At 72.5% G+C, this 20,141-nt stretch carries 22 protein-coding genes; 9 read left to right on the top strand and 13 right to left on the bottom strand.

What is annotated here, in order from left to right; genetic code table 11:
• Positions 1 to 6: 6 nt before the first annotated feature.
• Positions 7 to 642, bottom strand: coding sequence for a TetR/AcrR family transcriptional regulator (locus AB0J46_RS28970; RefSeq protein WP_352324949.1), 636 nt, complete (start codon positions 640 to 642; stop codon positions 7 to 9).
• A 74-nt stretch (positions 643 to 716) separates the two neighbouring features.
• On the opposite strand from AB0J46_RS28970, the gene AB0J46_RS28965 reads away from it, so the two are divergent.
• From AB0J46_RS28965 to AB0J46_RS28950, 4 genes are read left to right on the top strand one after another with little or no spacing between them, the layout of a single operon-like run.
• Complete coding sequence (locus AB0J46_RS28965) at positions 717 to 1,967, top strand: MFS transporter (protein WP_364337276.1); 1,251 nt, start codon at positions 717 to 719, stop codon at positions 1,965 to 1,967.
• A 19-nt stretch (positions 1,968 to 1,986) separates the two neighbouring features.
• Complete coding sequence (locus tag AB0J46_RS28960; RefSeq protein WP_364337274.1) at positions 1,987 to 3,606, top strand: alpha-amylase family glycosyl hydrolase; 1,620 nt, start codon at positions 1,987 to 1,989, stop codon at positions 3,604 to 3,606.
• Positions 3,603 to 5,309 (top strand): sugar-binding domain-containing protein, encoded by a 1,707-nt coding sequence (locus AB0J46_RS28955; RefSeq protein WP_364337272.1) that lies wholly within the window; start codon positions 3,603 to 3,605, stop codon positions 5,307 to 5,309. The genes AB0J46_RS28960 and AB0J46_RS28955 overlap by 4 nt, the downstream gene beginning before the upstream one ends.
• Complete coding sequence (locus tag AB0J46_RS28950; protein WP_364337270.1) at positions 5,296 to 6,279, top strand: DUF2804 domain-containing protein; 984 nt, start codon at positions 5,296 to 5,298, stop codon at positions 6,277 to 6,279. Before AB0J46_RS28955 ends, AB0J46_RS28950 begins: the two co-directional genes overlap by 14 nt.
• 60 nt (positions 6,280 to 6,339) lie before the next feature.
• Here AB0J46_RS28950 and AB0J46_RS28945 read toward each other — a convergent pair whose 3' ends face one another.
• From AB0J46_RS28945 to AB0J46_RS28935, 3 genes are all read right to left on the bottom strand, one after another.
• Complete coding sequence (locus AB0J46_RS28945; RefSeq protein WP_043625492.1) at positions 6,340 to 6,684, bottom strand: RNA polymerase-binding protein RbpA; 345 nt, start codon at positions 6,682 to 6,684, stop codon at positions 6,340 to 6,342.
• A 153-nt stretch (positions 6,685 to 6,837) separates the two neighbouring features.
• Positions 6,838 to 7,452, bottom strand: a complete 615-nt coding sequence (locus AB0J46_RS28940; RefSeq protein WP_364337268.1) for a hypothetical protein — start codon at positions 7,450 to 7,452, stop codon at positions 6,838 to 6,840.
• A gap of 112 nt (positions 7,453 to 7,564) precedes the next feature.
• A complete protein-coding gene (locus tag AB0J46_RS28935; protein WP_357975721.1) occupies positions 7,565 to 8,059 on the bottom strand; it encodes a nuclear transport factor 2 family protein in 495 nt (164 codons plus the stop codon).
• Between the two features lie 33 nt (positions 8,060 to 8,092).
• Here AB0J46_RS28935 and AB0J46_RS28930 point away from each other — a divergent pair, with 33 nt between their 5' ends.
• Together AB0J46_RS28930 and AB0J46_RS28925 are read left to right on the top strand one after the other, a co-directional pair.
• Positions 8,093 to 8,572, top strand: a complete 480-nt coding sequence (locus tag AB0J46_RS28930; protein WP_352350760.1) for a helix-turn-helix domain-containing protein — start codon at positions 8,093 to 8,095, stop codon at positions 8,570 to 8,572.
• Positions 8,573 to 8,685: 113 nt separating this feature from the next.
• Positions 8,686 to 9,126 (top strand): hypothetical protein, encoded by a 441-nt coding sequence (locus AB0J46_RS28925; RefSeq protein WP_364337265.1) that lies wholly within the window; start codon positions 8,686 to 8,688, stop codon positions 9,124 to 9,126.
• 6 nt (positions 9,127 to 9,132) lie between these two features.
• Here AB0J46_RS28925 and AB0J46_RS28920 read toward each other — a convergent pair whose 3' ends face one another.
• The 7 genes from AB0J46_RS28920 to AB0J46_RS28890 form a co-directional block, all read right to left on the bottom strand.
• Positions 9,133 to 10,566 carry an MFS transporter gene (locus AB0J46_RS28920; RefSeq protein WP_364337264.1) on the bottom strand — a complete coding sequence of 478 codons (1,434 nt, stop codon included), beginning with the start codon at positions 10,564 to 10,566 and terminating at the stop codon, positions 9,133 to 9,135.
• 147 nt (positions 10,567 to 10,713) lie between these two features.
• The gene (locus AB0J46_RS28915) at positions 10,714 to 11,514 is read right to left on the bottom strand and encodes a glycerophosphodiester phosphodiesterase (protein ID WP_364337262.1); all 801 of its coding nucleotides are present in this window, start codon (positions 11,512 to 11,514) and stop codon (positions 10,714 to 10,716) included.
• Between the two features lie 34 nt (positions 11,515 to 11,548).
• Entirely contained in the window at positions 11,549 to 12,088 is a 540-nt protein-coding gene (locus AB0J46_RS28910; RefSeq protein WP_352350753.1) for a TrmH family RNA methyltransferase, read from the bottom strand.
• A complete protein-coding gene (locus AB0J46_RS28905; protein ID WP_352350751.1) occupies positions 12,085 to 12,675 on the bottom strand; it encodes a methyltransferase in 591 nt (196 codons plus the stop codon). Before AB0J46_RS28905 ends, AB0J46_RS28910 begins: the two co-directional genes overlap by 4 nt.
• Positions 12,676 to 12,686: 11 nt before the next feature.
• Positions 12,687 to 13,634, bottom strand: a complete 948-nt coding sequence (locus AB0J46_RS28900; RefSeq protein ID WP_364337260.1) for a VWA domain-containing protein — start codon at positions 13,632 to 13,634, stop codon at positions 12,687 to 12,689.
• Positions 13,631 to 14,563, bottom strand: coding sequence for a DUF58 domain-containing protein (locus tag AB0J46_RS28895; protein WP_364337258.1), 933 nt, complete (start codon positions 14,561 to 14,563; stop codon positions 13,631 to 13,633). Before AB0J46_RS28895 ends, AB0J46_RS28900 begins: the two co-directional genes overlap by 4 nt.
• Complete coding sequence (locus AB0J46_RS28890) at positions 14,560 to 15,561, bottom strand: MoxR family ATPase (protein WP_364337256.1); 1,002 nt, start codon at positions 15,559 to 15,561, stop codon at positions 14,560 to 14,562. The genes AB0J46_RS28895 and AB0J46_RS28890 overlap by 4 nt, the downstream gene beginning before the upstream one ends.
• A gap of 55 nt (positions 15,562 to 15,616) precedes the next feature.
• Between AB0J46_RS28890 and AB0J46_RS28885 the strand changes: the two genes are divergently transcribed.
• Both AB0J46_RS28885 and AB0J46_RS28880 read left to right on the top strand, forming a co-directional pair.
• On the top strand, positions 15,617 to 16,378 hold the full coding sequence (locus AB0J46_RS28885) for a hypothetical protein (RefSeq protein WP_364337253.1): 762 nt from the start codon (positions 15,617 to 15,619) through the stop codon (positions 16,376 to 16,378).
• Between the two features lie 43 nt (positions 16,379 to 16,421).
• Positions 16,422 to 17,294, top strand: a complete 873-nt coding sequence (locus AB0J46_RS28880; protein WP_364337251.1) for a DUF2268 domain-containing putative Zn-dependent protease — start codon at positions 16,422 to 16,424, stop codon at positions 17,292 to 17,294.
• Here the strand turns inward: AB0J46_RS28880 and AB0J46_RS28875 are convergent.
• Positions 17,264 to 17,902 (bottom strand): response regulator transcription factor, encoded by a 639-nt coding sequence (locus AB0J46_RS28875; protein ID WP_364337249.1) that lies wholly within the window; start codon positions 17,900 to 17,902, stop codon positions 17,264 to 17,266. The two genes, AB0J46_RS28880 and AB0J46_RS28875, sit on opposite strands and share 31 nt — an antisense overlap.
• A 115-nt stretch (positions 17,903 to 18,017) precedes the next feature.
• A complete protein-coding gene (locus AB0J46_RS28870) occupies positions 18,018 to 19,301 on the bottom strand; it encodes a histidine kinase (RefSeq protein WP_364337247.1) in 1,284 nt (427 codons plus the stop codon).
• A gap of 406 nt (positions 19,302 to 19,707) precedes the next feature.
• Here AB0J46_RS28870 and AB0J46_RS28865 point away from each other — a divergent pair.
• A partial coding sequence (locus AB0J46_RS28865; protein WP_364337245.1) for a transposase occupies positions 19,708 to 20,141 on the top strand: 434 nt, incomplete at its 3' end.

Here is a 20,141-nt window from a genome sequence, read left to right as displayed (position 1 = left end):
TCCTTGTTACCGGAATGTTTCTGAGGCCACGTCCACGAAGTAGGCCCGCAGCAGCCTGCGTCCTTGCTCGATCATGGCCGGATCGCCCTGCGGCGTCGCGGAGAACGTCAGGTACAACACCGCCGCCGTGGACTGGATCGCCAGCCGCATCACCCGGTACGGATCCGGCAGCGCCGGCAGCCCCGCCTCCTCCAGCGCGAAGTGGTAGAGCCGCTCGGCCAGCACGTCCCCGCTCTCCCGCACCCGCCCGGCGGGCAGGAACGACGGGCCGCCCGGCCGGGTGTCGGCGAAGTCGACCACGGTGAAGCCCGGCACGCTCCTGCGCATCTCCACCGTCTCGGCCAGCACCAGCTCCGCCGCCCGCGGCCAGGTCAGCGGCGGCTCCTCGGCGACCCTGGCCCGCAGCCGGGCCAGCAGCACCTCCAGGTTGCGCAGCGCGAGCTCGCGCAGCATGCCCGGCTTGCCGTCGAAGAACTGGTAGATCGTGCCGGAGGGCACGCCGGCGCTCCTGGCGACGTCGGAGATCGTCAGGGCGTCCAGGCCGACCTCGTCCAGCAGGCGGGCGCAGGCGTCGAGGATGCGTTCGACCCTGTCGATGCTGCGCCTCTGGACCGGTCGCCGTCGGATGCCGGGGTTCTCCACGAACAAGTCTTAACATAACGACCTGTCATGTTCTAACGTGACATCCTCTCACGTTCCCCCCAGGGAGGACCTGCATGGCCGAAACGCGCCTCGCGCCTGACAGACGGGTGTCCGCGGGCTGGATGTCCCTGCTGGCGCTGGCCCAGATGGGGGTCATCATGGCGATGACCGTCGGAAACCAGATCCTGCTCCCCTCCCACGTGGCGCGCATCGATCCGCAGCACAAGGAGGCGTCGCTGGCGGTGGTCTTCGCCGTCGCCGCCGTCTGCACGATCGTGGCCAACCCGCTGTTCGGAGCCCTGTCCGACCGCACCCGCGCCCGGATGGGCCGGCGCCGCCCCTGGATCGCGGGCGGCGCGCTGGTCTGCGCCGCGTCCCTGGTCTTCCTGTCCCGCCAGGACTCCCTGGCCGGGCTGGTCGTCGGCTGGGCGGTCGCCCAGCTCGCCTTCACCGCCGCCCTCGCCACCGCCATCGCCACCGTGCCCGACCAGGTGCCGATCAGCCAGCGCGGCAAGGCCTCGGCGCTGGCGGGCGTGGGCCAGCTCGCCGGGCCGCTGCTGGGCGGCGTCGTGGTCACCGTCGTGGCGACCGGCTCGCAGGCCGGGTTCGTCGCGATGGCCGTCCTGGTGCTGCTGCTGGTGCTGCCGTTCAGCCTGTTCACCAAGGAGCCCGCGAGCGCGCCGGCCGACCTGCCGCCGTTCGGGCCGCGCTCGCTGCTGCGCAGCTTCAAGGTGAGCCCGCGCAAGCACCCCGACTTCGCCTGGGCCTGGCTGAGCCGCTTCCTGATCACCCTCACCCTCGCCATGGCCATCGGCTACCTGCAGTACTACCTGCGCGACGGCGTCGGCTACGAGGCGCTCTTCCCCGGCTCCACCGTCGAGCAGGGCGTCGTGGTGCTGGTCGCCGTCTTCACGCTGAGCAGCGTCGCGCCCACCCTGGTCGCGGGCTGGTTGTCGGACCGGTTCGGCAACCGCCGCGCGGCCGTCTTCGTCGGCGGGCTCACGATGGCCGCCTCCGGGCTCGTGCTGACCTGCCTGACCAGCTGGCCCGCCGCGATCGCCGCCAGCGTCCTGCTCGGCGCGGGCTACGGCATGTTCGCCGCCGTGGACCAGGCCATGGTCACCCAGCTCCTGCCCGCCGACGCCGACCGCGGCAAGGACCTGGGGATCGTCAGCCTGGCCAACTCCGCCTCCAGCACGTTCGGGCCGGTCATCGCCGCGCCCCTGGTCACCTCCGCGGGCGGCTACCCGCTCATGTACGCCGTCGCGGCGGCCTTCGCCGCGCTCGGCGCCTGCCTCATCTGGAGAATCCGCAGTGTCCGATAACGCAGTGTCCGATAACGCAGTGTCCGACGGATCCGCAGCCTTCGACGGCGACGCCTGGTGGCGCGAGGCCGTCGTCTACCAGATCTACCCCCGCAGCTTCGCCGACGCCGACGGCGACGGCCAGGGCGACCTGCCCGGCGCGCTGGCCCGCCTGGACCACCTGGCCGACCTGGGCGTGGACGCCGTCTGGCTGAGCCCGTTCTACCCCTCGCCGCTGGCCGACGGCGGCTACGACGTCGCCGACTACACCGACGTGGACCCCCGCTACGGCACGCTGGCCGACTTCGACGCCTACGTGGCCGCGGCCACCGCCCGGGACATCAAGGTCATCGTCGACATCGTGCCCAACCACTGCTCCGCCGCCCACCCCCGCTTCCAGCAGGCGCTGGCGGCCGGCCCCGGCAGCCCCGAGCGCGACTGGTTCGTCTTCCGCGACGAGCCCAACAACTGGCAGTCCATGTTCGGCGGCCCCGCCTGGACCCAGACCCCTGACGGCCAGTGGTACCTGCACCTGTTCGACTCCGCCCAGCCCGACTGGAACTGGCGGCACCCCGGCGTCACCGCCATGTTCGAGGACGTGCTGCGGTTCTGGCTGGACCGCGGCGTGTCCGGGTTCCGCATCGACGTCGCCGCCATGCTGTTCAAGCAGGACGGCCTGCCCGACGTCGTCCCCGGCAGCCAGGGCGCGCCGCTGGCGCCCGGACAGTCCGCGGTGCCGTACGAGCACCAGCCCGAGCTGCTGGAGCTGTACCGGTCCTGGCGCAAGATCCTGGCCGGCTACCCCGGGCCGCGCGGCACGGTGGCCGAGATCTGGTTCGCCGACCCCGCCCAGGCCCGGCCCTACCTCACCGGCGACGGCCTGGCCCAGCTGTTCAACTTCCGCCTGATGCCCCTGCCGTGGTCGGCCGGGGAGTTCCGCGCGGTGATCGAGGAGTCGCACCGGCTGGCCCGCGAGACGGGCGGCTCGATCCCCTGGGTGCTGGGCAACCACGACGTGCCGCGGATGGCGACCAGGTTCGGCATCGACCAGGACCTCGTCCGCGCGCCCACCGCCGACGTGCTGCTCGGCAAGGTCGCCGTCGACCGCGTGCTCGGCGTCAGGCGGGCCCGCGCCGCGACGCTGCTGCTGCTCGCCCTGCCCGGCGCCGCCTACCTCTACCAGGGCGACGAGCTCGGCCTGCCCGAATACCTCGACATGCCGGCGCAGGCGCGGCAGGACCCGATGTTCGAGCGCACCGGCCGCGCCTTCATCGGCAGGGACGGCTGCCGCGTGCCGCTGCCCTGGTCGGGCACGTCCGCGCCGTACGGGTTCGGGCCGGGCGGCACCTGGCTGCCCCAGCCGGCCGACTGGGCGCACCTCACCGTCGCCGCCCAGCGGGACGACCCCGGCTCCACCCTCAACCTCCACCGCGCCGCCATCGCCCTGCGCCGCGAGCATCCCGCGCTCGGCGACGGCGACCTGACCTGGCTCGACGCGCCGCCCGGCGTGCTGGCCCTCACCCGCGAGCCCGGCTTCACCCTCATGGTCAACTTCGGCCCGGACGCGGTGCCGCTGCCCCCGCAGCACGACGTCCTGCTGGCCAGCGGCCCCCTGGACGGCGCCGCCCTGCCCGCCGACACGGCGGTGTGGCTCTCGTGACCGGCGACCCGATCCCGCTGCCGGAGTACCCCCGGCCCCAGCTCGTCCGCGACAGCTACGTCAACCTGAACGGCCGCTGGCAGTACGCGATCAACGACGGCTCGCGGCCCGGGTCGTACGACGGCGACATCCTCGTGCCGTACTCGCCGGAGGCGCCGCTGTCGGGCGTCGGCCGGCAGCTGCTGCCGGGGGAGACCCTGTGGTACCGCCGCACGTTCGAGCCGCCCGCCGGGCCCGCGGGCGGGCGGGTGCTCCTGCACTTCGGCGCCGTCGACCAGACCTGCCGGGTGTGGGTCAACGACGTCGAGGTGGGCGGCCACAGCGGCGGCTACCTGCCGTTCTCCTTCGACGTCACCGACGCGCTGACCGACGGCGCCGGCACCCTCGACGTGGCCGTCCAGGACGACAGCGACACCGGCCGGCAGTCGCGCGGCAAGCAGCGGCTGCGCCGCGGCGGCATCTGGTACACCGCCCAGTCGGGCATCTGGCAGACCGTCTGGGCCGAGCGCGTGCCGGATCGGCACGTGGAACGGCTCACGCTGACGCCCGTGCTCGCCGAGGAGTGCGTCGAGGTGACCGTGCACGCCGCGGGCGGCGAGGCCGAGGTCGAGATCCTCGCCGGCGACCAGGTGGCGGGCCGCGCCACCGTCCCCGCCGGGCGGCCGGTGCGCGTCCCGCTGCCCGGCGCGCGCCCGTGGACCCCCGAGGACCCCTTCCTGTACGACGTGCGTGTCTCACTCGGCGAGGACCGCGTCCGCGGATACGTCGGCATGCGCTCCTTCTCCGTCGGCCCCGACGCCGACGGCGTGCCCCGGCTGCTGCTGAACGGCCGGCCGTACTTCCACGCCGGCATCCTCGACCAGGGCTACTGGCCCGACGGCCTCTACACGCCGCCCTCGGACGAGGCCATGGTGGACGACATCGTCATGATGAAACAGCTCGGCTTCACCATGCTGCGCAAGCACATCAAGATCGAGCCGCTGCGCTGGTACCACCACTGCGACCGGCTCGGCATGCTCGTCTGGCAGGACCTGGTCAACGGCGGCGAGACCTACCGGCCGCTGGTCGTCACCACCCCCGCGCTGCTGCCGCTGCGCCTGGACGACCGCCGCCACCACCGCTTCGGACGGGCCGACGCCGCCGGGCGGGCCGCGTTCGAGGCCGAGCTGCGCGAGACCGTCGAGCACCTGCGCAACGTGGTCGGCCTGGCGGTCTGGGTGCCGTTCAACGAGGGCTGGGGCCAGTTCGACGCCGCGCGGATCGCCGGCGAGCTGGCCCGGCTCGACCCCACCCGCACGATCGACCACGCCAGCGGCTGGCACGACCAGCGCGCGGGCGACCTGCTCAGCCTGCACGTCTACTTCCGCCGCTTCCGCCCGCCCCGCCCGGACGGCCGCGTCCTGGCCCTGACCGAGTACGGTGGCTACAGCCTGGCCGTCGAGGGCCACACCTGGGGCGAGAAGGAGTTCGGCTACCGGCGTTACCGCACCGCCGACGAGCTGGGCGCGGCGTTCGTCCGGCTGCACGAGGAGCAGATCGTCCCGGCCATCCGCCAGGGCCTGAGCGCCACCGTCTACACCCAGCTCTCCGACGTCGAGGACGAGCTGAACGGCCTGCTCACCTACGACCGGGCCGAGCTGAAGCTGCCCGCCGACCTCATCCGCTCCGTCACGAGGAGGCTCGCCTTCCATGACCACCCATGAACGGGAGCTCACCGCCCCCGCCGACCTGTGCCTGCCCGGCGGGCGGCTGAACCCGGCCGCGGTCGGCTGGACCCGCAGGCCGCTGCACCGGGCCAACCTGCGCGGCTGGGGACGGCGCAAGCGCTGGGAGTACTGGGGCGTCGTCACCCCCTCCCACATCATCGGCCTGGTGGCCTCCTCGCTGGACTACGCCGGGGTGCACGGCGTCTACGTGCTCGACCGGGCCACCGGCGCGGAGTTCGCCAAGGACGTCGTCGTGCCGCTGGCCCGCGGCGCCGTCCTGCCCGACCGCAGCGGCGCCGGCACGGTGTCCGTGCGCGGCGGCGGGCTGGCGATCGACATCCGGCAGGACCCGGCCGCCACCGTCATCCGCGCCACCGCCCCCGGCGTGCGGATCGACCTGGAGGTGCCGCTGCCGGAGGGCCACGAGTCGCTCGGCGTCGTGGTCCCCTGGGGCCCGAACCGGTTCCAGTACACGGTCAAGGACGTCGGCCGCCCGGCACGCGGACGGCTGCGCCTCGGCCCGGACGAGTTCGCGATCGACCCCGCGGACTCCTTCGCGGTGCTCGACCACGGCCGGGGCAAGTGGCCGTACGCGGTGACCTGGAACTGGGCGGCCGGCAGCGGGCCAGGCCGGTCCGTCCAGCTCGGCGGCAAGTGGACCGACGGCACCGGCGTCACCGAGAACGCCCTGTTCACCGGCGGCCGGCTGCACAAGATCGGCGACGAGCTGGAGTGGGCCTACGACCGCGGCGACTGGCTGCGCCCCTGGCGGATCACCGGCCCGCGGGTCGAGGTGGAGTTCCGGCCGTTCCACGAGAAGGTGGCCCGCACCCAGCTGGGAGTGGTGGCCAGCGAGACCCACCAGTGCTTCGGTCACTTCTCCGGCCGCGTCCAGGACGACGACGGCGCGTGGGTGGACCTCGACGGCCTCACCGGCTGGGCCGAGGAGGCGCGTCAGCGCTGGTAGCGGCGGCGGGCACAGCAAAACCCCCGGGCGTCGCCCGGGGGTTTTCACCGTGAGAAATGGTCAGGCGCTCTTGCGGCGCTGGGCGCGCAAGACCGCGAGCCTCTCGTTGAGCACCTCTTCCAAATCCTCGATGGACCGCCGCTCCAGCAGCATGTCCCAATGAGTCCGTGGGGGCTTGGTCTTCTTCGACTCCGGCTGCTCACCGTCGACCCGCACCGCGGTCGCGCCGCACATGCGGCACTCCCAGGTCGCGGGGATCTCGGCCTCGGCGGCAAGCGGAACCTCGAAGCGATGGCCCTTGGGACAGGTGTAGGACACCTCCTGGCGTGGGGCCAGATCCGTGTTACGGTCGTTCTCGTAGCTGGTTGCCCCGAGCCGGGTGCCACGAAGCGCGCGCTCGCCCATGTCTAAATGCCTCCTACAGGGCCCCCATACGTGGGGGGTCTGTCTCCCACGGTGTCTAACGCTTGGTACCGTGATGGGATTCCCACCCGCGGGGTGATCCAATCGCGCTTGGGGCCTCGGGTATTCGAGCCCGCTCCCAGCGGCCCCCCGTCCTCAGGCCGCGGCGGTCGTCCGCGGGGCTCTGAGCAGGCTCGCCGCCAGCCACAACCCGCCGATCATGATGAGCGCCCCGTGCGCGATCCGCACCGGGTACGGGCCGAAGAACTGCGGGATGAACAGCGCCAGACCCAGCGCGAGCGCCGTCCCGGCCCCCTTGGGCAGGATCCCCGAACGCCACACGGCCACGGCCGCCATCACCGCGCCGGCGCCCAGCAGCGCCAGCCCGGCGGCGAACATGGTGACCGCCGTCGGGGCGAACCGGAACTGCTCGGCCAGTTCCATCAGCGCGGGCGCGCCGTCGCGCAGCGAACGTCGCGCGATGACGTGCAGGCCGAAGTCCTCGGCCCCGTAGTAGGGGAGTGTCAGTCCGGCGCCGGCCCAGGTCACCGCGGCCGCGCGCAGCGACAGGCGGTCGCCGAGCACCTGGTGCAGCCCGAGCGTGCCCAGCCCGAGCAGCACGAAGCCGAGCATCGCGGCCAGATGGCCGGTGACCCACGCGGTCGAGGCCATGGCGGCGGCGTCGTCGCCGGACGGCCGCACCACCGGGTAGACGAACAGCAGCACGCCGCCGAGGGCGAAGGCGGCGGAGGTGAGGCGGGGGGAGGTCATGGATAACTCCTGGCTGAGGGCGTCGCTCTGTTGTGAGAGCAATGCTCTCGTGACAGTTGTTCCTGTGTCAAGAGCACTGCTCTCTCTTTAGAGCGATGGCCGCAATCGCAGGTCAGGCCAGCAGCGGCACCAGGGTCCGGTCGCCGAACCTCGTCATCGCGGCCAGCGGTGCGGAGGCCGCCCCCACCAGCAGCGGAAGGCCCGGCTTGCCCTTGTCCCTGGCGATACGCGGGCCCAGGGCGGCCATCAGCGCGGTCAGTCCCGGCAGTGGCCTGATCCACATGGTGATCTCCCGGACCAGGCCGTCGTCGTCCAGCTCGAGCTGGGCCACCTCGTTCAGCGGCTGGCGGCCCACCCGGGCGGTCGCCGTGAGCATGCGGGTACGGCCGTCGCCGATGTCGCTCTGGTAGCGCAGGTCCGACAGCACGTCGAAGACGGCTTCGAACAGCGCCCCCACCTGTGTCAGGCCTTCGAACCTGGCCCGGTAGCTCAGCGGTGAGTGGAACACCACGCCGTCGGCGAGGGTGGCCTTGAGCGCCTGGGCGTCGTGCGCCTCGCCGGCCCGGCGGTACGCGCCGGCGGGTGAGTCCTGAATGTGAACTGTCATGGGTTCACATTATCAACCCACTATCATGGGTGCATGAACAGGTTCGGTGAGATGCACTGCTCCATCGCCCAGGCCGTCGGCGTCATCGGCGAGCCGTGGACTCCGCTGATCCTGCGCGACCTGTTCCTCGGCCTGCGCAGGTTCGACGACCTCGCCGAGGACCTGGGCATCTCGCGCAACCTGCTGGCCCGCCGGCTCGACCATCTCGTCGCCACCGGCGTCGTGGAGAAACGGCCCTACCAGGAACGGCCGGTGCGCCACGAATACCTGCTGACCGAGGCCGGGCGTGACGTCGTGCCCGCCCTGCTGACGCTCATGGCCTGGGGCGACCGGTGGTCCACCCCGCCCGGCGGGCCGCCCGCGCTGCTCGTCCACTCCTGCGGGCGGGAGTTCACGCCCGTCGTCACCTGCCCCCACTGCGGCGGCGAGGCCACGGCCGAGACCGTGCTGCCGATGCCCGGTCCCGGAGCCGCCCGCGGGCCGGGCACCATGGTGCTCGCCGCCGATCTGTGACGCTGCGTGTTTGGCGCGAGCCCCTTCGTGAGAGGACTCTCATGGCCCGCTCACGGCCGCCCCACGGCGGCCCCGCAGGCTGAGGGGACCGCGACGTCGATCAGGAGGCGTAGATGGATCTCATGCCACGCTGGCCCGCGGCGGCCGCCGCGCTCACGTTCGTCCTCGTCGGGGGAGGGATGCTGCTTCCGGCCCAGGCGGCGGCCGGGCCACCCCCGGCGCTCGTCCAGGCCGCCCATGACGGTGACGACGACGGTGACGACGACGACCGCGCGGCCCCCCGGCCCGGGCGGCACGCACCGGCCAGGAAACAGGCCCACGCCCCGCGCCGGGACGACGACGTCGAGGCCATCCCCGGCCTGGAGGCCCGCGACTCCCGGCCCCCCGAGCCCGTCACCCGCCCGGCCGAGGCCCCCGCTCGGGCCGAGATCCGGCTCGAGAGCGGCACCGTGACCAGCGGCGGGCACGTCGGCCCGCTGATGCTGCTGGCCATCCTGGGCACCGGCGCCCTGGTGGGCGCCTCGTACTGGCTCTCGCGCCGGTACGGCCCCTGACGGGCGTCAGATCCGCGACGGGACCTCGTTGCCGGCCGCCCTGATGGCCTTGGGCAGGTTCGTCAGGGCGAGCAGCACGAAGCCCACCACGAAGAATATGATCATGGACACGATGGCGATCCGGTAGCTGTTGGTGACCTGCAGCGCGATCGTCACGGTCAGCGACCCGATGAACGCCGACCCCTTGTCGCTGATCTGCAGCAGGCTGAAGTACTCCGCCTCCCGCCCCTTGGGGATCACCTGCGAGAACAACGACCGCGACAACGCCTGCGTGCCGCCCAGCACGATCGCGATGGCGAAGGCCATCAGGTAGAACTGCAGCGCCTGCCCCTCGCCGACGAACATCGCCACCACCACGATCCCGGTCCACAACACCAGGCTGGCCAGCACCGTGCGCTTGGTGCCGAAGCTGCGCGCCAGCCACCCCAGCGCCAGCGCCCCGAAGAACGCCACGAACTGCACCATCAGGATCGCCGTGATCTGGACGGTCTTGTCCAGCTTGAGCGCCTCGGAGGCGAAGGCCGCGCTGTTGCCGATGACCGTCTGCACGCCGTCGTTGTAGACCAGGTAGGCCACCAGGAACAGCAGCGTCAGCGGGTACCGCCGCAGCTCGGCCAGCGTACGGCCGAGCTGGCGGAAGCTCCCGCGCACCGAGCGCAGCGCCGTGGTCTCGTGCGCCGCCACCGGACGGTTGCGCAGCCGCAACAGCGGGATGACCGTGAACGTCGCCCACCACAGGCCGGCCGACATCATGCTGATGCGCACCGCCATGCCCTCGCTCAGCCCCAGGCTGTGATGCTGCAGGAACAGCGCCAGGTTGAGCAGGAGCAGCAGCCCGCCGCCGAGGTAGCCGATCGCCCAGCCGCGCGAGGAGACCCCGTCGCGCTCCTCGGGGGTGGAGATCTGCGGCAGGAAGGAGTCGTAGACCACCACGGAGGAGCCGTAGGCCAGGTTGGCCACCACGAACAGCACGCCGCCCAGCAGGTAGCGGTCGCCCTCGACGAAGTACAGGCCCATGGTGGCCAGCGCGCCGACGTAGGCGAACCCGCCGAGCAGCTCCCGCTTGCGGCCGGTGTGGTCGGCCAGCGCGCCCACGATGGGCAGGAACACGATCTGCAGGAACACCGCCACCGTCAGCGTCAGCCCGAAGAAGGCCGCGGGCCTGATGTCGGCGCCGAGCACGTCGACGTACCCCAGGCCGGGGTGGCGTAGGACCAGCGCGTCGAACTGGGACGCGCACGTCTCGGGCGCGAGGTCGGGGAAGTCCTTGGCGCAGGCCGCGGTCCTGGCGACCGGGATCAGGTACGGGCCCAGGAAGACCGAGATGATCGTGGTGTAGAACGCCGAGTTGGCCCAGTCGTAGAAGTACCAGCCGCGTTGCTCGCGGCGGCGCGCCGCGGGGGAGTCGTCGAGGGCCGCGGGGGGTGCGGTGGAGGCCATGGTGTCGTGTCGCTCCTCTGCGGCCACGGGGTGGGGTCATGCCTGACGAAGTGCCCATCTTCGCAGGTCGTGGGTCACGTCCACGTGTCGTGCCCATGACCTTACAGTGATCACCTCGGGAGAGGAAGGTGGCCGCCGCCGGGCGGGTCAGGCCGCCATGCCGCGCGGGTGCCACAGGCCCCGCCGTTCGAGGACGTCGCGCAGGCCGGTGACGTTGTCGGTCATGATCCCGTCGACGCCGAGGTCGAGCAGGTGCTCCATGCGGACGGTGTCGTTGATCGTCCACACGTGCACCTGCATGCCGATGGCGTGGGCCGTGCGGACCAGGCGGCGGGTGGTGACGCGCAGGCCGCGGAAGCCCACCGGCACCTGCGCGCACGGGATCCCGGCCCGCGACAGGCGGGCCAGCAGCCGGCCGTAGCCAGAGGTGGTGGCGGCGGCCCGCAGCGCGGCCACACCGCGCGGGCCGAGCGCCGAGCACACCTCGCGGCCCATGGCGGCCCTGGCCATCACCAGGCGCTCGTCGGAGAAGGAGGTCAGGCAGACGCGGTCGTAGGCGTTGGTGCGGCGGACCACCTCGGCCAGCGGCGCGATGGCCGCCGCCTCCTTGACGTCGATGTTGAAGCGCACCTGCGGCCACGTGCCGAGCAGGTCCTCCAGTAGCGGGATCTCGTGCACGCCGGCGATGCGGGCCTGCCGGACCTCCCGGTAGGGCAGCTCGGAGATGCGGCCCCGCCGGTCGGTCACCCGGTCGAGGGTGTGGTCGTGGAAGGCCAGCAGCACGCCGTCGGCGGTGGCGTGCGCGTCGGTCTCCAGGTAGTCGTAGCCGAGCGCGACCGCGCGTTCGAAGGCCGCCAGGGAGTTCTCGGCGCCCTCCAGAGCGCCGCCGCGGTGGGCGAAGGCCAGCGGCCCCGGATGGTCGAGAAAGGCGAAACGACGGCTGAGCACGACCCGGTGTCCCTTCCGATGGTGGACGGTTCGGTCACGGTTCGGGGAGATTCTCCCACTCCTGGCGGCGCGCCTCGGCCAGCGCGATGGCCGCGGCCACCGACACGTTGAATGAGCCGACCCGCCCGACCTGCGGGATGTAGCAGACGCCGTCGACGGCCTCCAGCAGGGCGGGGGAGCAGCCGTGGTCCTCGCTGCCGACCACCAGGCACACGTCGCGGCCGAGGTCGGCGCGGTGCAGCGGCACGGCCTCGCCGGTCAGCTCGATGGCCAGCACGGCGTAGCCGTCGTCCTTGGCGGCCTTGACCGCCTCGGTGGCCGGGACCGGCTCGTGCCAGGTGACCAGGCGCTCGGTGCCGAGCGCCGTCTTGCCCGCCTTGGGGTTGGTGGGCGGCGTGGCGTTGCCCGCCAGCCAGATCTGGTCGACGCCGAACGCCGCGGCGCTGCGGAAGATCGAGCCGACGTTGAACGGGCCCGTCACCGACTCCAGGATCAGCGCGAGCCGGTTGTCGGTGTTCCTGCGCCAGGTGCGGTTGAGCCGTTTGACGTCGGTGGGGCGCAGCTGCCTTCTCATCGGGCCACCTTCAATATGCGGTAGGCGGCTCGGGAGGCCTCGCGGGAGGCCTGCCAGCCCTGCTCGCCGAGCCAGCGCTGCAGGGAGTCCGAGCCGAGGTGTTTCTGGACGACCAGGTAGGCGACGCCGTCGGGCGTCAGCCGGGTGAGCCACCTGGTGAGCATCTCGTGCAGAGCCGGCTTGCCAATCCGGATGGCGGGATTGGACCAGATGGCCCGAAATTTCACGTCATCCGGCACTTCATCAACATGAACAGGTCTTACTTTGTAAAGGCCGGCGGCCTGGGCGTTCCGCCCGGTCAGCTCCAGGCTGCGCCGGTTCACGTCGACGGCCCACACCGTCGCCCCGGGCGCCCGCGAGGCCATCGTCAGCGCGATGGGCCCGTAGCCGCAGCCCAGGTCGAGCAGGTCGCCCTCCTGCGGCGGCGGCGGGACCGACTCCAGCAGCGCGCGCGTGCCGACGTCGACCCGGTCGGGTGAGAACACGCCCCGGTCGGTCTCCAGCCGCAGGTGCAGGTCGGGCAGGACCAGGTCGACCGAGCCCGGCCTGCTCGCGGTCTCGGGACGTTCGGAGAAGTAGTGGGCCACGTGGGAAAACGTTACGGGATCCGGGTGCCGAACAAGACCGCGGCGCCGGCCACCAGCAGCCCGATCACGATCGCGGCCACGATGAACCACTGGGTGATCTCCTGGCTGACCAGCTTGAACCCCAGCGAGGTGCCGATCTGCTCGTAGACGTCGCGCAGCTCGCTGCCGGACTCGGCGGCGTAGGCCCGGCCGCTGGTGCCGTCGGAGAGCGACTGCAGGGTCTGCTTGTTGACCGGGACGTTCACGGGCCTGCCGTCGATGTCGACGGTGCCCTCCTGGGTGCCGTACGCGATGGTGGAGACCGGGACGTGGGCCTGCTGGGCGGCCTCGATGGCCTCGTTCACCGACCGGCCGGAGGTGTTGTCGCCGTCGGACAGCAGCACGATCGCGGCGGGCGGCGGGTCGGTGGCGGCCTGCTGGTCGAAGGAGCGCACCGAGTCGAGCGAGTTGAAGACGGCCTCGCCGATCGCGGTGCCGGGCCGGGTGGTCAGGTTGCCGATGGCGGTGACGACGGCCTGGTGGTCGGTGGTGGGGGAGATGACGACGTTGGCCGAGCGGGCGAAGGAGACCACGCCGACGTTGAAGCGGTCGGGCAGCTCCCTGGCGAACGCCTGGGCGGCGGCCTTGGCGGCGCTGATCCGGTTGGGCTGGACGTCGCCGGCGTCCATGGACAGGGAGACGTCGAGGGCGATCATGATGGTGGCGCGGTCGCGGGGGACGCGTACCTGGTCGGCGGGTTTGGCGGCGCCGACCACCAGGAACGACATCATGACCAGGAACAGCGCCGGGGGCACGTGCCGGCGCCAGCCCGGCCCGGCGGGGGCGACGAGGTTGAGCAGCGCCAGGTTGGTGAAGCGCACGGTGTAGCGGCGGCGGGCGAACTGCGCCACGACGTATCCGGCCACCAGCAGCGCCACCAGCACGAACAGCCACAACCAGCCGGGCGCGAGAAACGTCATACGGGTCTCCGGTGGGCGAGGTGGCTCATGCGGCGCTGGCGCAGGACGAACTGCGCCACGTCGAACACCCAGTCCCGGTCGGTCCGCAGCACCAGGTGGGCGATCCCGGCGCGGCGCAGGGCGAGCCGGGTGCCCTCACGCTGGAGGGCGGCGGCCTCCGCATATGCTTGCCGGACTTTGGGAGAAAGGTGCACTTCACGTACGTTCCCGGTCTCGGGATCGGTGAACGCCACCCGGCCGACGTCCGGCAGCTCCAGCTCGCGCGGGTCGATGACCTCCACGGCCAGCACCTGGTGGCGGGCGGCCAGCCGCCTGATCGGGCGTTCCCAGGGGCGTTCGGCGTCGGGGTCGAGCTCGGGGCGGTCGTCGAGGAAGTCGGAGACGACCAGGCGCAGGCCCCTGCGGCGACGGGTGGCGGCCAGCACGTCGATGCCCTCGGCCAGGTCGGGGGCGTCGGGCACGGCCCGGCCGCGCGGGGCGTCCATGAGGGAGTTGAGCAGCCCGTACAGGGCCGGGCGGCCGGTACGGGCAGGCATGCGGTGGATGTACTCCTCGTGCAGCACCAGCGCGCCGAACCGGTCGCCCATGCGGCTGGACAGGAAGCCGATCGCGCCGACGGCGGCCACGACCAGGTCGCGCTTGTCGGTGTCGGCGGTGCCGAAGTCCATGCTGGCCGACAGGTCGGCCAGCGCCCAGGTCTCCAGCTCGCGGTCGGCGATCAGGTCGCGGACGTGGGGGACGGTCGTGCGGGCGGTGACGGCCCAGTCCATGCGGCGCACGTCGTCCTCGCCGGGCACGTACAGGCGGCTGTCGCCGGTCTCGCTGCCGGTGCCGGGCAGCAGCCCCTGGTGGGCGCCGTGCAGCAGGCCGTCGAGCCGCCGCGTGACGGTCAGCTCCAGCCGTCGCAGCGCCTGCTCGGCGGTGTTCAACGGTTCTGGTTCCAGACGACCAGGGGCGGCGGCACGGCGTGCAGGATCTGCTTGACGACCTGCTCGGGATCGACGCCGTCGGCCAGGGCGTCGAAGGTCAGCATGAGCCGGTGGGACATGACGTCGACGGCCACGTCGCGCACGTCGTCGGGCAGCAGGTAGTCGCGGCCGCGCAGCAGGGCCAGCGCGCGCCCGGCCGAGACCAGGCCGAGCGTGGCGCGGGGGCTGACGCCGATCTCGATCGTCTCGGCCAGGTCGCCCAGCCCGTAGTCGGCGGGCGCGCGGGTGGACATGACCAGGCGCACCACGTAGTCGGCCACGAGCTGGTGCACCGAGACCTGCTCGGCGGCCTGCTGCAGGGCCAGCAGCCGGGCCGGGTCGAGCACGCGGTCGGGCACGGGCGGCGTGACGCTCATGCGGTGGAGGATCTCCAGCTCCTCGTGCGCGCTGGGGTGCGGCACCCGCACGCGGAACAGGAACCGGTCGCGCTGCACCTCGGGCAGCGGGTAGACGCCCTCGGACTCGATCGGGTTCTGGGTGGCCAGCACGATGAACGGCCTGGGCAGCGGATGGGTGACGCCGGCCAGCGTGACCTGGCGCTCGGCCATCACCTCCAGCAGCGCGGACTGCACCTTGGCGGGGGCGCGGTTGATCTCGTCGGCCAGCAGGAAGTTGACGAACACCGGACCCAGCTCGACGTCGAACTTCTCGTTGGAGGGGTGGAAGACGCGGGTGCCGACGATGTCGCTCGGCACGAGGTCGGGGGTGAACTGGATCCGGGCGAACGTGCCGCCCACGACGGTGGCCAGGGTGGAGGCGGCGAGGGTCTTGGCGACTCCCGGCACACCTTCGAGCAGGCAGTGACCGCGGGCCAGCAGGGCCACGACCAGCCGCTCGACCATGTGCTCCTGTCCCACGATGACACGCCGGACCTCGTCGAGACTTCGACGCAGCACTGCCGCGTCGTTTCCGCCTGGCAACTCTTCGGCGACGCTCATGACGCCATTCCACCAAACGCGCCGCGAACGTGCACGACGCCACGTCTGTGCTTTCATGGCAAACGTGGCAAGTCCCCTGCAGTACGGTGATCCGCCCCAGCTGGGGCGCTACGTCGTGCAGGCCCGCCTGCACACGGCTCCGGCCGGGTTCGTCTACCTGGGACAGGGACCCGACGGGCGCGCGGTGTCGCTGGCCGTGCTCACCCGGGGCGCCGCCCTCGACGCGGCGGCGCGCGACCGGTTCCTGACCGCGATCAAGGAGGCGCCGGGGCGGTCCGGCGGGCGCGGGTGGCTGGGGCTCGGCCGGGCGCGCGCCTCGGTGCTCGACGGGACGCCCGAGGTGCTCGACGTGCACGACGGGCCGGCGCCGTGGGTGGCGGTGCCGTACGCGCCGGGGCAGCCGGGGGCCGAACGGTTCCTGGACCCGGTCATGGTGGGCGGGACGTTCATCGGGCAGGCGCACGGGCCGGACTTCGTGCCGTACTGGCTGACCGACCGCGCGCCCGCGCTGCCGGGGCCGCTGGCGCGGCGGCTGCCGCTGACCGAGACGCGGCGGCGGGTGCTGCTGGCCGCGCTGGCGCTGGCGCTGCTGCTGGTGCTGGTCACGACCATCCTGCTGTTGCTGCTGTTCGGCAGGGGCGACAGCGAGCCGATGCCCCGGCAGCTCCCGCCGACGGTGTTCGTGCCCACGCCGCCGCCCACGCCCGCCACGCCGGTGCCGGAGCCCTCGCCGTCGCAGTCGCCGTCGCCGACGCGCACCGGTCCCGGCACGCCGGGGCAGTCGCCGGGCGACGAGCTCGGCGAGTCGCCGCTTTAATGCGTTTGAGCCTCACGTTACGTGAGGCTCTAGCGTCCGCGGCATGGAGTTCATCGTTCACGACACGCTCACGGCCATGGCGGACCTGCTCGCCCGGCCGCTCGCCGACCGGCCCGAGGCGCTGCGGGAGATGCTGGCGCCGATTCGGCCGGCGATCCCGGTGCCCGGCGAGATCGTCGGCATCCACCACCAGGGCGGCGGCTTCCGCGTCGACGCCGAGGACGCCCGTTACCTGCCCGCCGTCCGGGCCATGATCGAGGCCGACGTGCTCGGCCAGGTGCGCAGGGAGCTGGAGCGCGCCTCCCACGCGCTGAAGGAGGCCAGGCAGGCCCCCTCGCTGCAGGTGATGTTCGTGCTCGGCGACCCGGACAACGAGCACCTGATGAAGGTCAGCGGCGGCTACTACGGGATGGGCGGCTCGCCCGGCTGGCTGTACCTGCTGGGCTGGCCGTCGGAGGAGGTCATCGGCCGGATCGCGCACTGCGCGGTGCACGAGTTCCACCACAACGTGCGCTACACCAACGTCGAGTGGGACCCGCGCAAGGTCACCGTGGGCGAGCACGTGGTGGCCGAGGGGCTGGCCGAGGCGTTCGTCCGGGAGCTGTCCGGCCCGGAGGCCATGGGGCCCTGGTCGCGGATGGTGACGGGGGAGGAGCTGGAGCGCGCCCACGAGCTGATCATGGACGCGTTCGACCTGGAGGGCATGGGGAACACCCCGGCGTACGTGCTGGGCGACAGCGCCATGCGGCGCTTCGGCCAGGAGCCGCGCGGCATTCCCGACATGGCGGGGTACGCGGTGGGGCTGCGGCTGGTGGACCGGGCCCTGGCCGCGAAGGGGCTGAGCGCCGCCGAGGCCACCCTGCTGCCGGCCGCGCAGCTGCTCGATCAGCTGGGTGAGACGAACCCGGACTCGTAGGCGGCGATCACGGCCTGCGTGCGGTCGCGCGCGCCCAGCTTGGCCAGGACGTTGCCGACGTGCGTCTTGACGGTCTCCTGGCTGACGACCAGCTCGGCGGCGATCTCGGTGTTGGACATGCCCCTGGTCATCAGCCGCAGCACGTCGCCCTCGCGGCCGGTGAGCCGGTCGATGCCCGGCACGTGGGCGCGCGGGCGGCGGCCGGCCAGGGTGCGGATCGCGGCCGGGAACAGCAGCGACTCGCCGGCCGCCACCAGCCTGATCGCCTGGAGCAGGTCGTCCGGTCTGGTGCGTTTGAGCAGGAAGCCGCTGGCCCCGGCGCGCAGGGCGTCGTAGACGTGGTCGTCGTTCTCGAACGTGGTCACGACCAGGACCTTGGGCGGGTCGTCGAGCGCCACGAGGCGGCGGGTGGCCTGGATGCCGTCCATGGCGGGCATGCGGACGTCCATCAGCACGACGTCGGGGCGCTCGCGGCGGACGACCGGCAGGACCGCGGCGCCGTCCCCGGCCTCGCCGACCACGCGCAGGCCGGGCTCGGCGTCGATGATGACGCGCAGCCCGGCGCGGATGAGGTCCTCGTCGTCGGCGATCACGACCTTGAGTGTCATGCCCCTGACCGTAGCGGCACCTGGGTGGGGAGGGTTCGGGGGTGTCCTGGGCTGACGGGGGCGGGGGCCTGTTCCGGGAGCGAGCTGTCCGGAGGGGGCGGTGGGGTGTGGGGGGTCATGGGGTCGGGCGCAGGGGGAGGCGGACCGAGACCGTCCAGCCGTCCTCGTCGGGGCCGGCGCGCAGGTCGCCGCGGAGCAGGCGTACGCGTTCGCGCATGCCGTCGACGCCCCGGCCGCCGCCCCGCCTGCGCCTCCCACCATCCCTCCCGCCGGGGTTGCTGACCTCCAGTCGCAGGTCGTCGCCCTGGACGGCGGCAGCCAGCCGGACCGCGCCGCCGCCGTGCCGGATCGCGTTGGTCAGCGCCTCCTGCAGGATGCGGTACGCCTCCCTGGAGACGACGGCGGGCACGCCGGACAGGTCGCCCACGTCCTGCCGGACCTCGGCGCCGGAGCCGGCCACCAGCGCCGCGAGGTCGGCCAACGTCGCCTGCGGCGCCCGCCGCCCGTCCTCGCCGTCCTCCCCGTCGCCCTTGCGGCGCCGCTCCCGCCTGCCCTCGCCTGCATCCGCGCGTCCGTCCGCGCGTGCGTCCGCGCGCCCGTCCTCGCGCAGGACGCCGAGCACGTGGTCGAGGTCCTCCAGTGCGGCGCGGGCCGACTGCTCGATGGCCGCCAGTGCGGTCCTGGCGGTGGCCGGGTCGCGGTCGAGGACGCGTCCGGCCGCGGCGGCCTGCAGGGTGACGACGCTGAGGGCGTGCCCGACCGAGTCGTGCAGCTCGCGGGCCAGCCGGTTGCGTTCGGCCAGCGTACGGGCGTGATCTTCGGCGGCGGCCAGCCGCTCGGCGGGGGTGGGGCCGAGCAGCGGCGGAGCCAGGGCGGCCAGCAGCGCGCCCGCGCCCGCCGCGCCCGCCACCAGCAGCGCCAGCGCCCCCACACCCGCCGCCGCCCACAGCACGGACGGCCACCCCGGCTCGGCCGTGAGGCCCAGCACCGGCATCGGCTCCCCGATGAACGGCAGCGCCATCGTGAACACCGTGAACGGCGCCACCGCCAGCGTGAACCCGCTCACCACGCCGCCCACCGCCAGATGCAGCGTGAACCACGCGGCGGTGCGCCGCCGCTCCTGCCACGACCGGCGGGCCTGCCGCGGCGGGGTCTCCACGCGGGCCCCGAGCAGCCCCTGGGCGGCGTTGACCTCCAGCGCGCGCACCGGCAGGAACAGCCCGGTCACCGCCACCACCGGCAGCACCGCGACGAACACCCCGACCTGGATCGGCATCAGCAGGTCGGACGACACGCCGCGCCACAACCCGGCGACCAGCACCCCGGCCATCATGTACGGCATCAGCAGCGCCCCGCCCAGGATGAGGCATGCCCAACGGCGGGGGAGGTTCCTTCTCACATCAGGGATTGTATGTCGATACTTTTTCGCGCTGGGAGTAATGCGCCTTGAGTGAAATGCGCCCCCAGCGAAAATAGGCCGGAATTCACCGCCGCCGGGTCTAGCGTTTTTCGCGGAATTAGTTTCGGCAGAAAGGCGACGTCAATGACGGAGACCCAGCGCGCGGCCTGGCCTGACAGTGATGATGTAGATGAGTGCTTCCCGCCAGGGTTTGACCCATGGCCTGACTGACCTCTGGGTCCTCAACGGGATCTGTCGGCCCTGGCCGGGAAGCACTCATGTGCACTCACCGGACGCGGCACCTGTGACTTCATAGGAGCCTGGCCAGAGGCCCCATCACTGTCTTGTCCGCCTTGCCCGGCTGGTGCGTGCCGCCCTGCCCCTCGGTCAAGACGACAGGACGACGATGACCTCCATTACACCCGACACCGCCCCGATCAGCGAAGTCACCGGCGGTGTGGACACCCACCAGGACACTCACACCGCAGCCGTGATCGACCCGGTCGGCAGAGTGCTGGGAACCGAACAGTTCCCCGCCACCCCGGCCGGATACACCGCCCTGCTGACCTGGATGCGCACCTTCGGGCACCTGACACGGGTCGGGGTCGAAGGCACCGGCGCCTACGGAGCCGGGCTCACCCGCCTGCTACAGGCCGAGCACATCGACGTGATCGAGATCGATCGACCCGACCGCAAAACCCGACGGTTCCAAGGCAAGTCCGACCCGATCGACGCGATCCAGGCTGCCAAGGCCGCACTCGCCGGCAACCGCACCGGCACCCCCAAGCAGCGCGATGGCCGCATCGAGGCGCTGCGGAACCTGCGCATTGCCCGGCGCAG

The sequence above is a fragment of the Nonomuraea sp. NPDC049758 genome (genome assembly GCF_040674635.1).
GTDB lineage: Bacteria > Actinomycetota > Actinomycetes > Streptosporangiales > Streptosporangiaceae > Nonomuraea.
This window is presented reverse-complemented; position numbering and strand designations above follow the sequence as displayed.

What these genes read in the sequence shown, in the direction of transcription:
- AB0J46_RS28965 (WP_364337276.1), top strand. Translation starts at nt 717, where the DNA reads ATGGCCGAAACGCGCCTCGCGCCTGACAGACGGGTGTCCGCGGGCTGG.
- AB0J46_RS28950 (WP_364337270.1), top strand. Translation starts at nt 5,296, where the DNA reads ATGACCACCCATGAACGGGAGCTCACCGCCCCCGCCGACCTGTGCCTG.
- AB0J46_RS28945 (WP_043625492.1), bottom strand. Translation starts at nt 6,684, where the DNA reads ATGGGCGAGCGCGCGCTTCGTGGCACCCGGCTCGGGGCAACCAGCTAC.
- AB0J46_RS28940 (WP_364337268.1), bottom strand. Translation starts at nt 7,452, where the DNA reads ATGACCTCCCCCCGCCTCACCTCCGCCGCCTTCGCCCTCGGCGGCGTG.
- AB0J46_RS28935 (WP_357975721.1), bottom strand. Translation starts at nt 8,059, where the DNA reads ATGACAGTTCACATTCAGGACTCACCCGCCGGCGCGTACCGCCGGGCC.
- AB0J46_RS28930 (WP_352350760.1), top strand. Translation starts at nt 8,093, where the DNA reads ATGAACAGGTTCGGTGAGATGCACTGCTCCATCGCCCAGGCCGTCGGC.
- AB0J46_RS28925 (WP_364337265.1), top strand. Translation starts at nt 8,686, where the DNA reads ATGGATCTCATGCCACGCTGGCCCGCGGCGGCCGCCGCGCTCACGTTC.
- AB0J46_RS28920 (WP_364337264.1), bottom strand. Translation starts at nt 10,566, where the DNA reads ATGGCCTCCACCGCACCCCCCGCGGCCCTCGACGACTCCCCCGCGGCG.
- AB0J46_RS28910 (WP_352350753.1), bottom strand. Translation starts at nt 12,088, where the DNA reads ATGAGAAGGCAGCTGCGCCCCACCGACGTCAAACGGCTCAACCGCACC.
- AB0J46_RS28900 (WP_364337260.1), bottom strand. Translation starts at nt 13,634, where the DNA reads ATGACGTTTCTCGCGCCCGGCTGGTTGTGGCTGTTCGTGCTGGTGGCG.
- AB0J46_RS28890 (WP_364337256.1), bottom strand. Translation starts at nt 15,561, where the DNA reads ATGAGCGTCGCCGAAGAGTTGCCAGGCGGAAACGACGCGGCAGTGCTG.
- AB0J46_RS28885 (WP_364337253.1), top strand. Translation starts at nt 15,617, where the DNA reads ATGGCAAACGTGGCAAGTCCCCTGCAGTACGGTGATCCGCCCCAGCTG.
- AB0J46_RS28880 (WP_364337251.1), top strand. Translation starts at nt 16,422, where the DNA reads ATGGAGTTCATCGTTCACGACACGCTCACGGCCATGGCGGACCTGCTC.
- AB0J46_RS28875 (WP_364337249.1), bottom strand. Translation starts at nt 17,902, where the DNA reads ATGACACTCAAGGTCGTGATCGCCGACGACGAGGACCTCATCCGCGCC.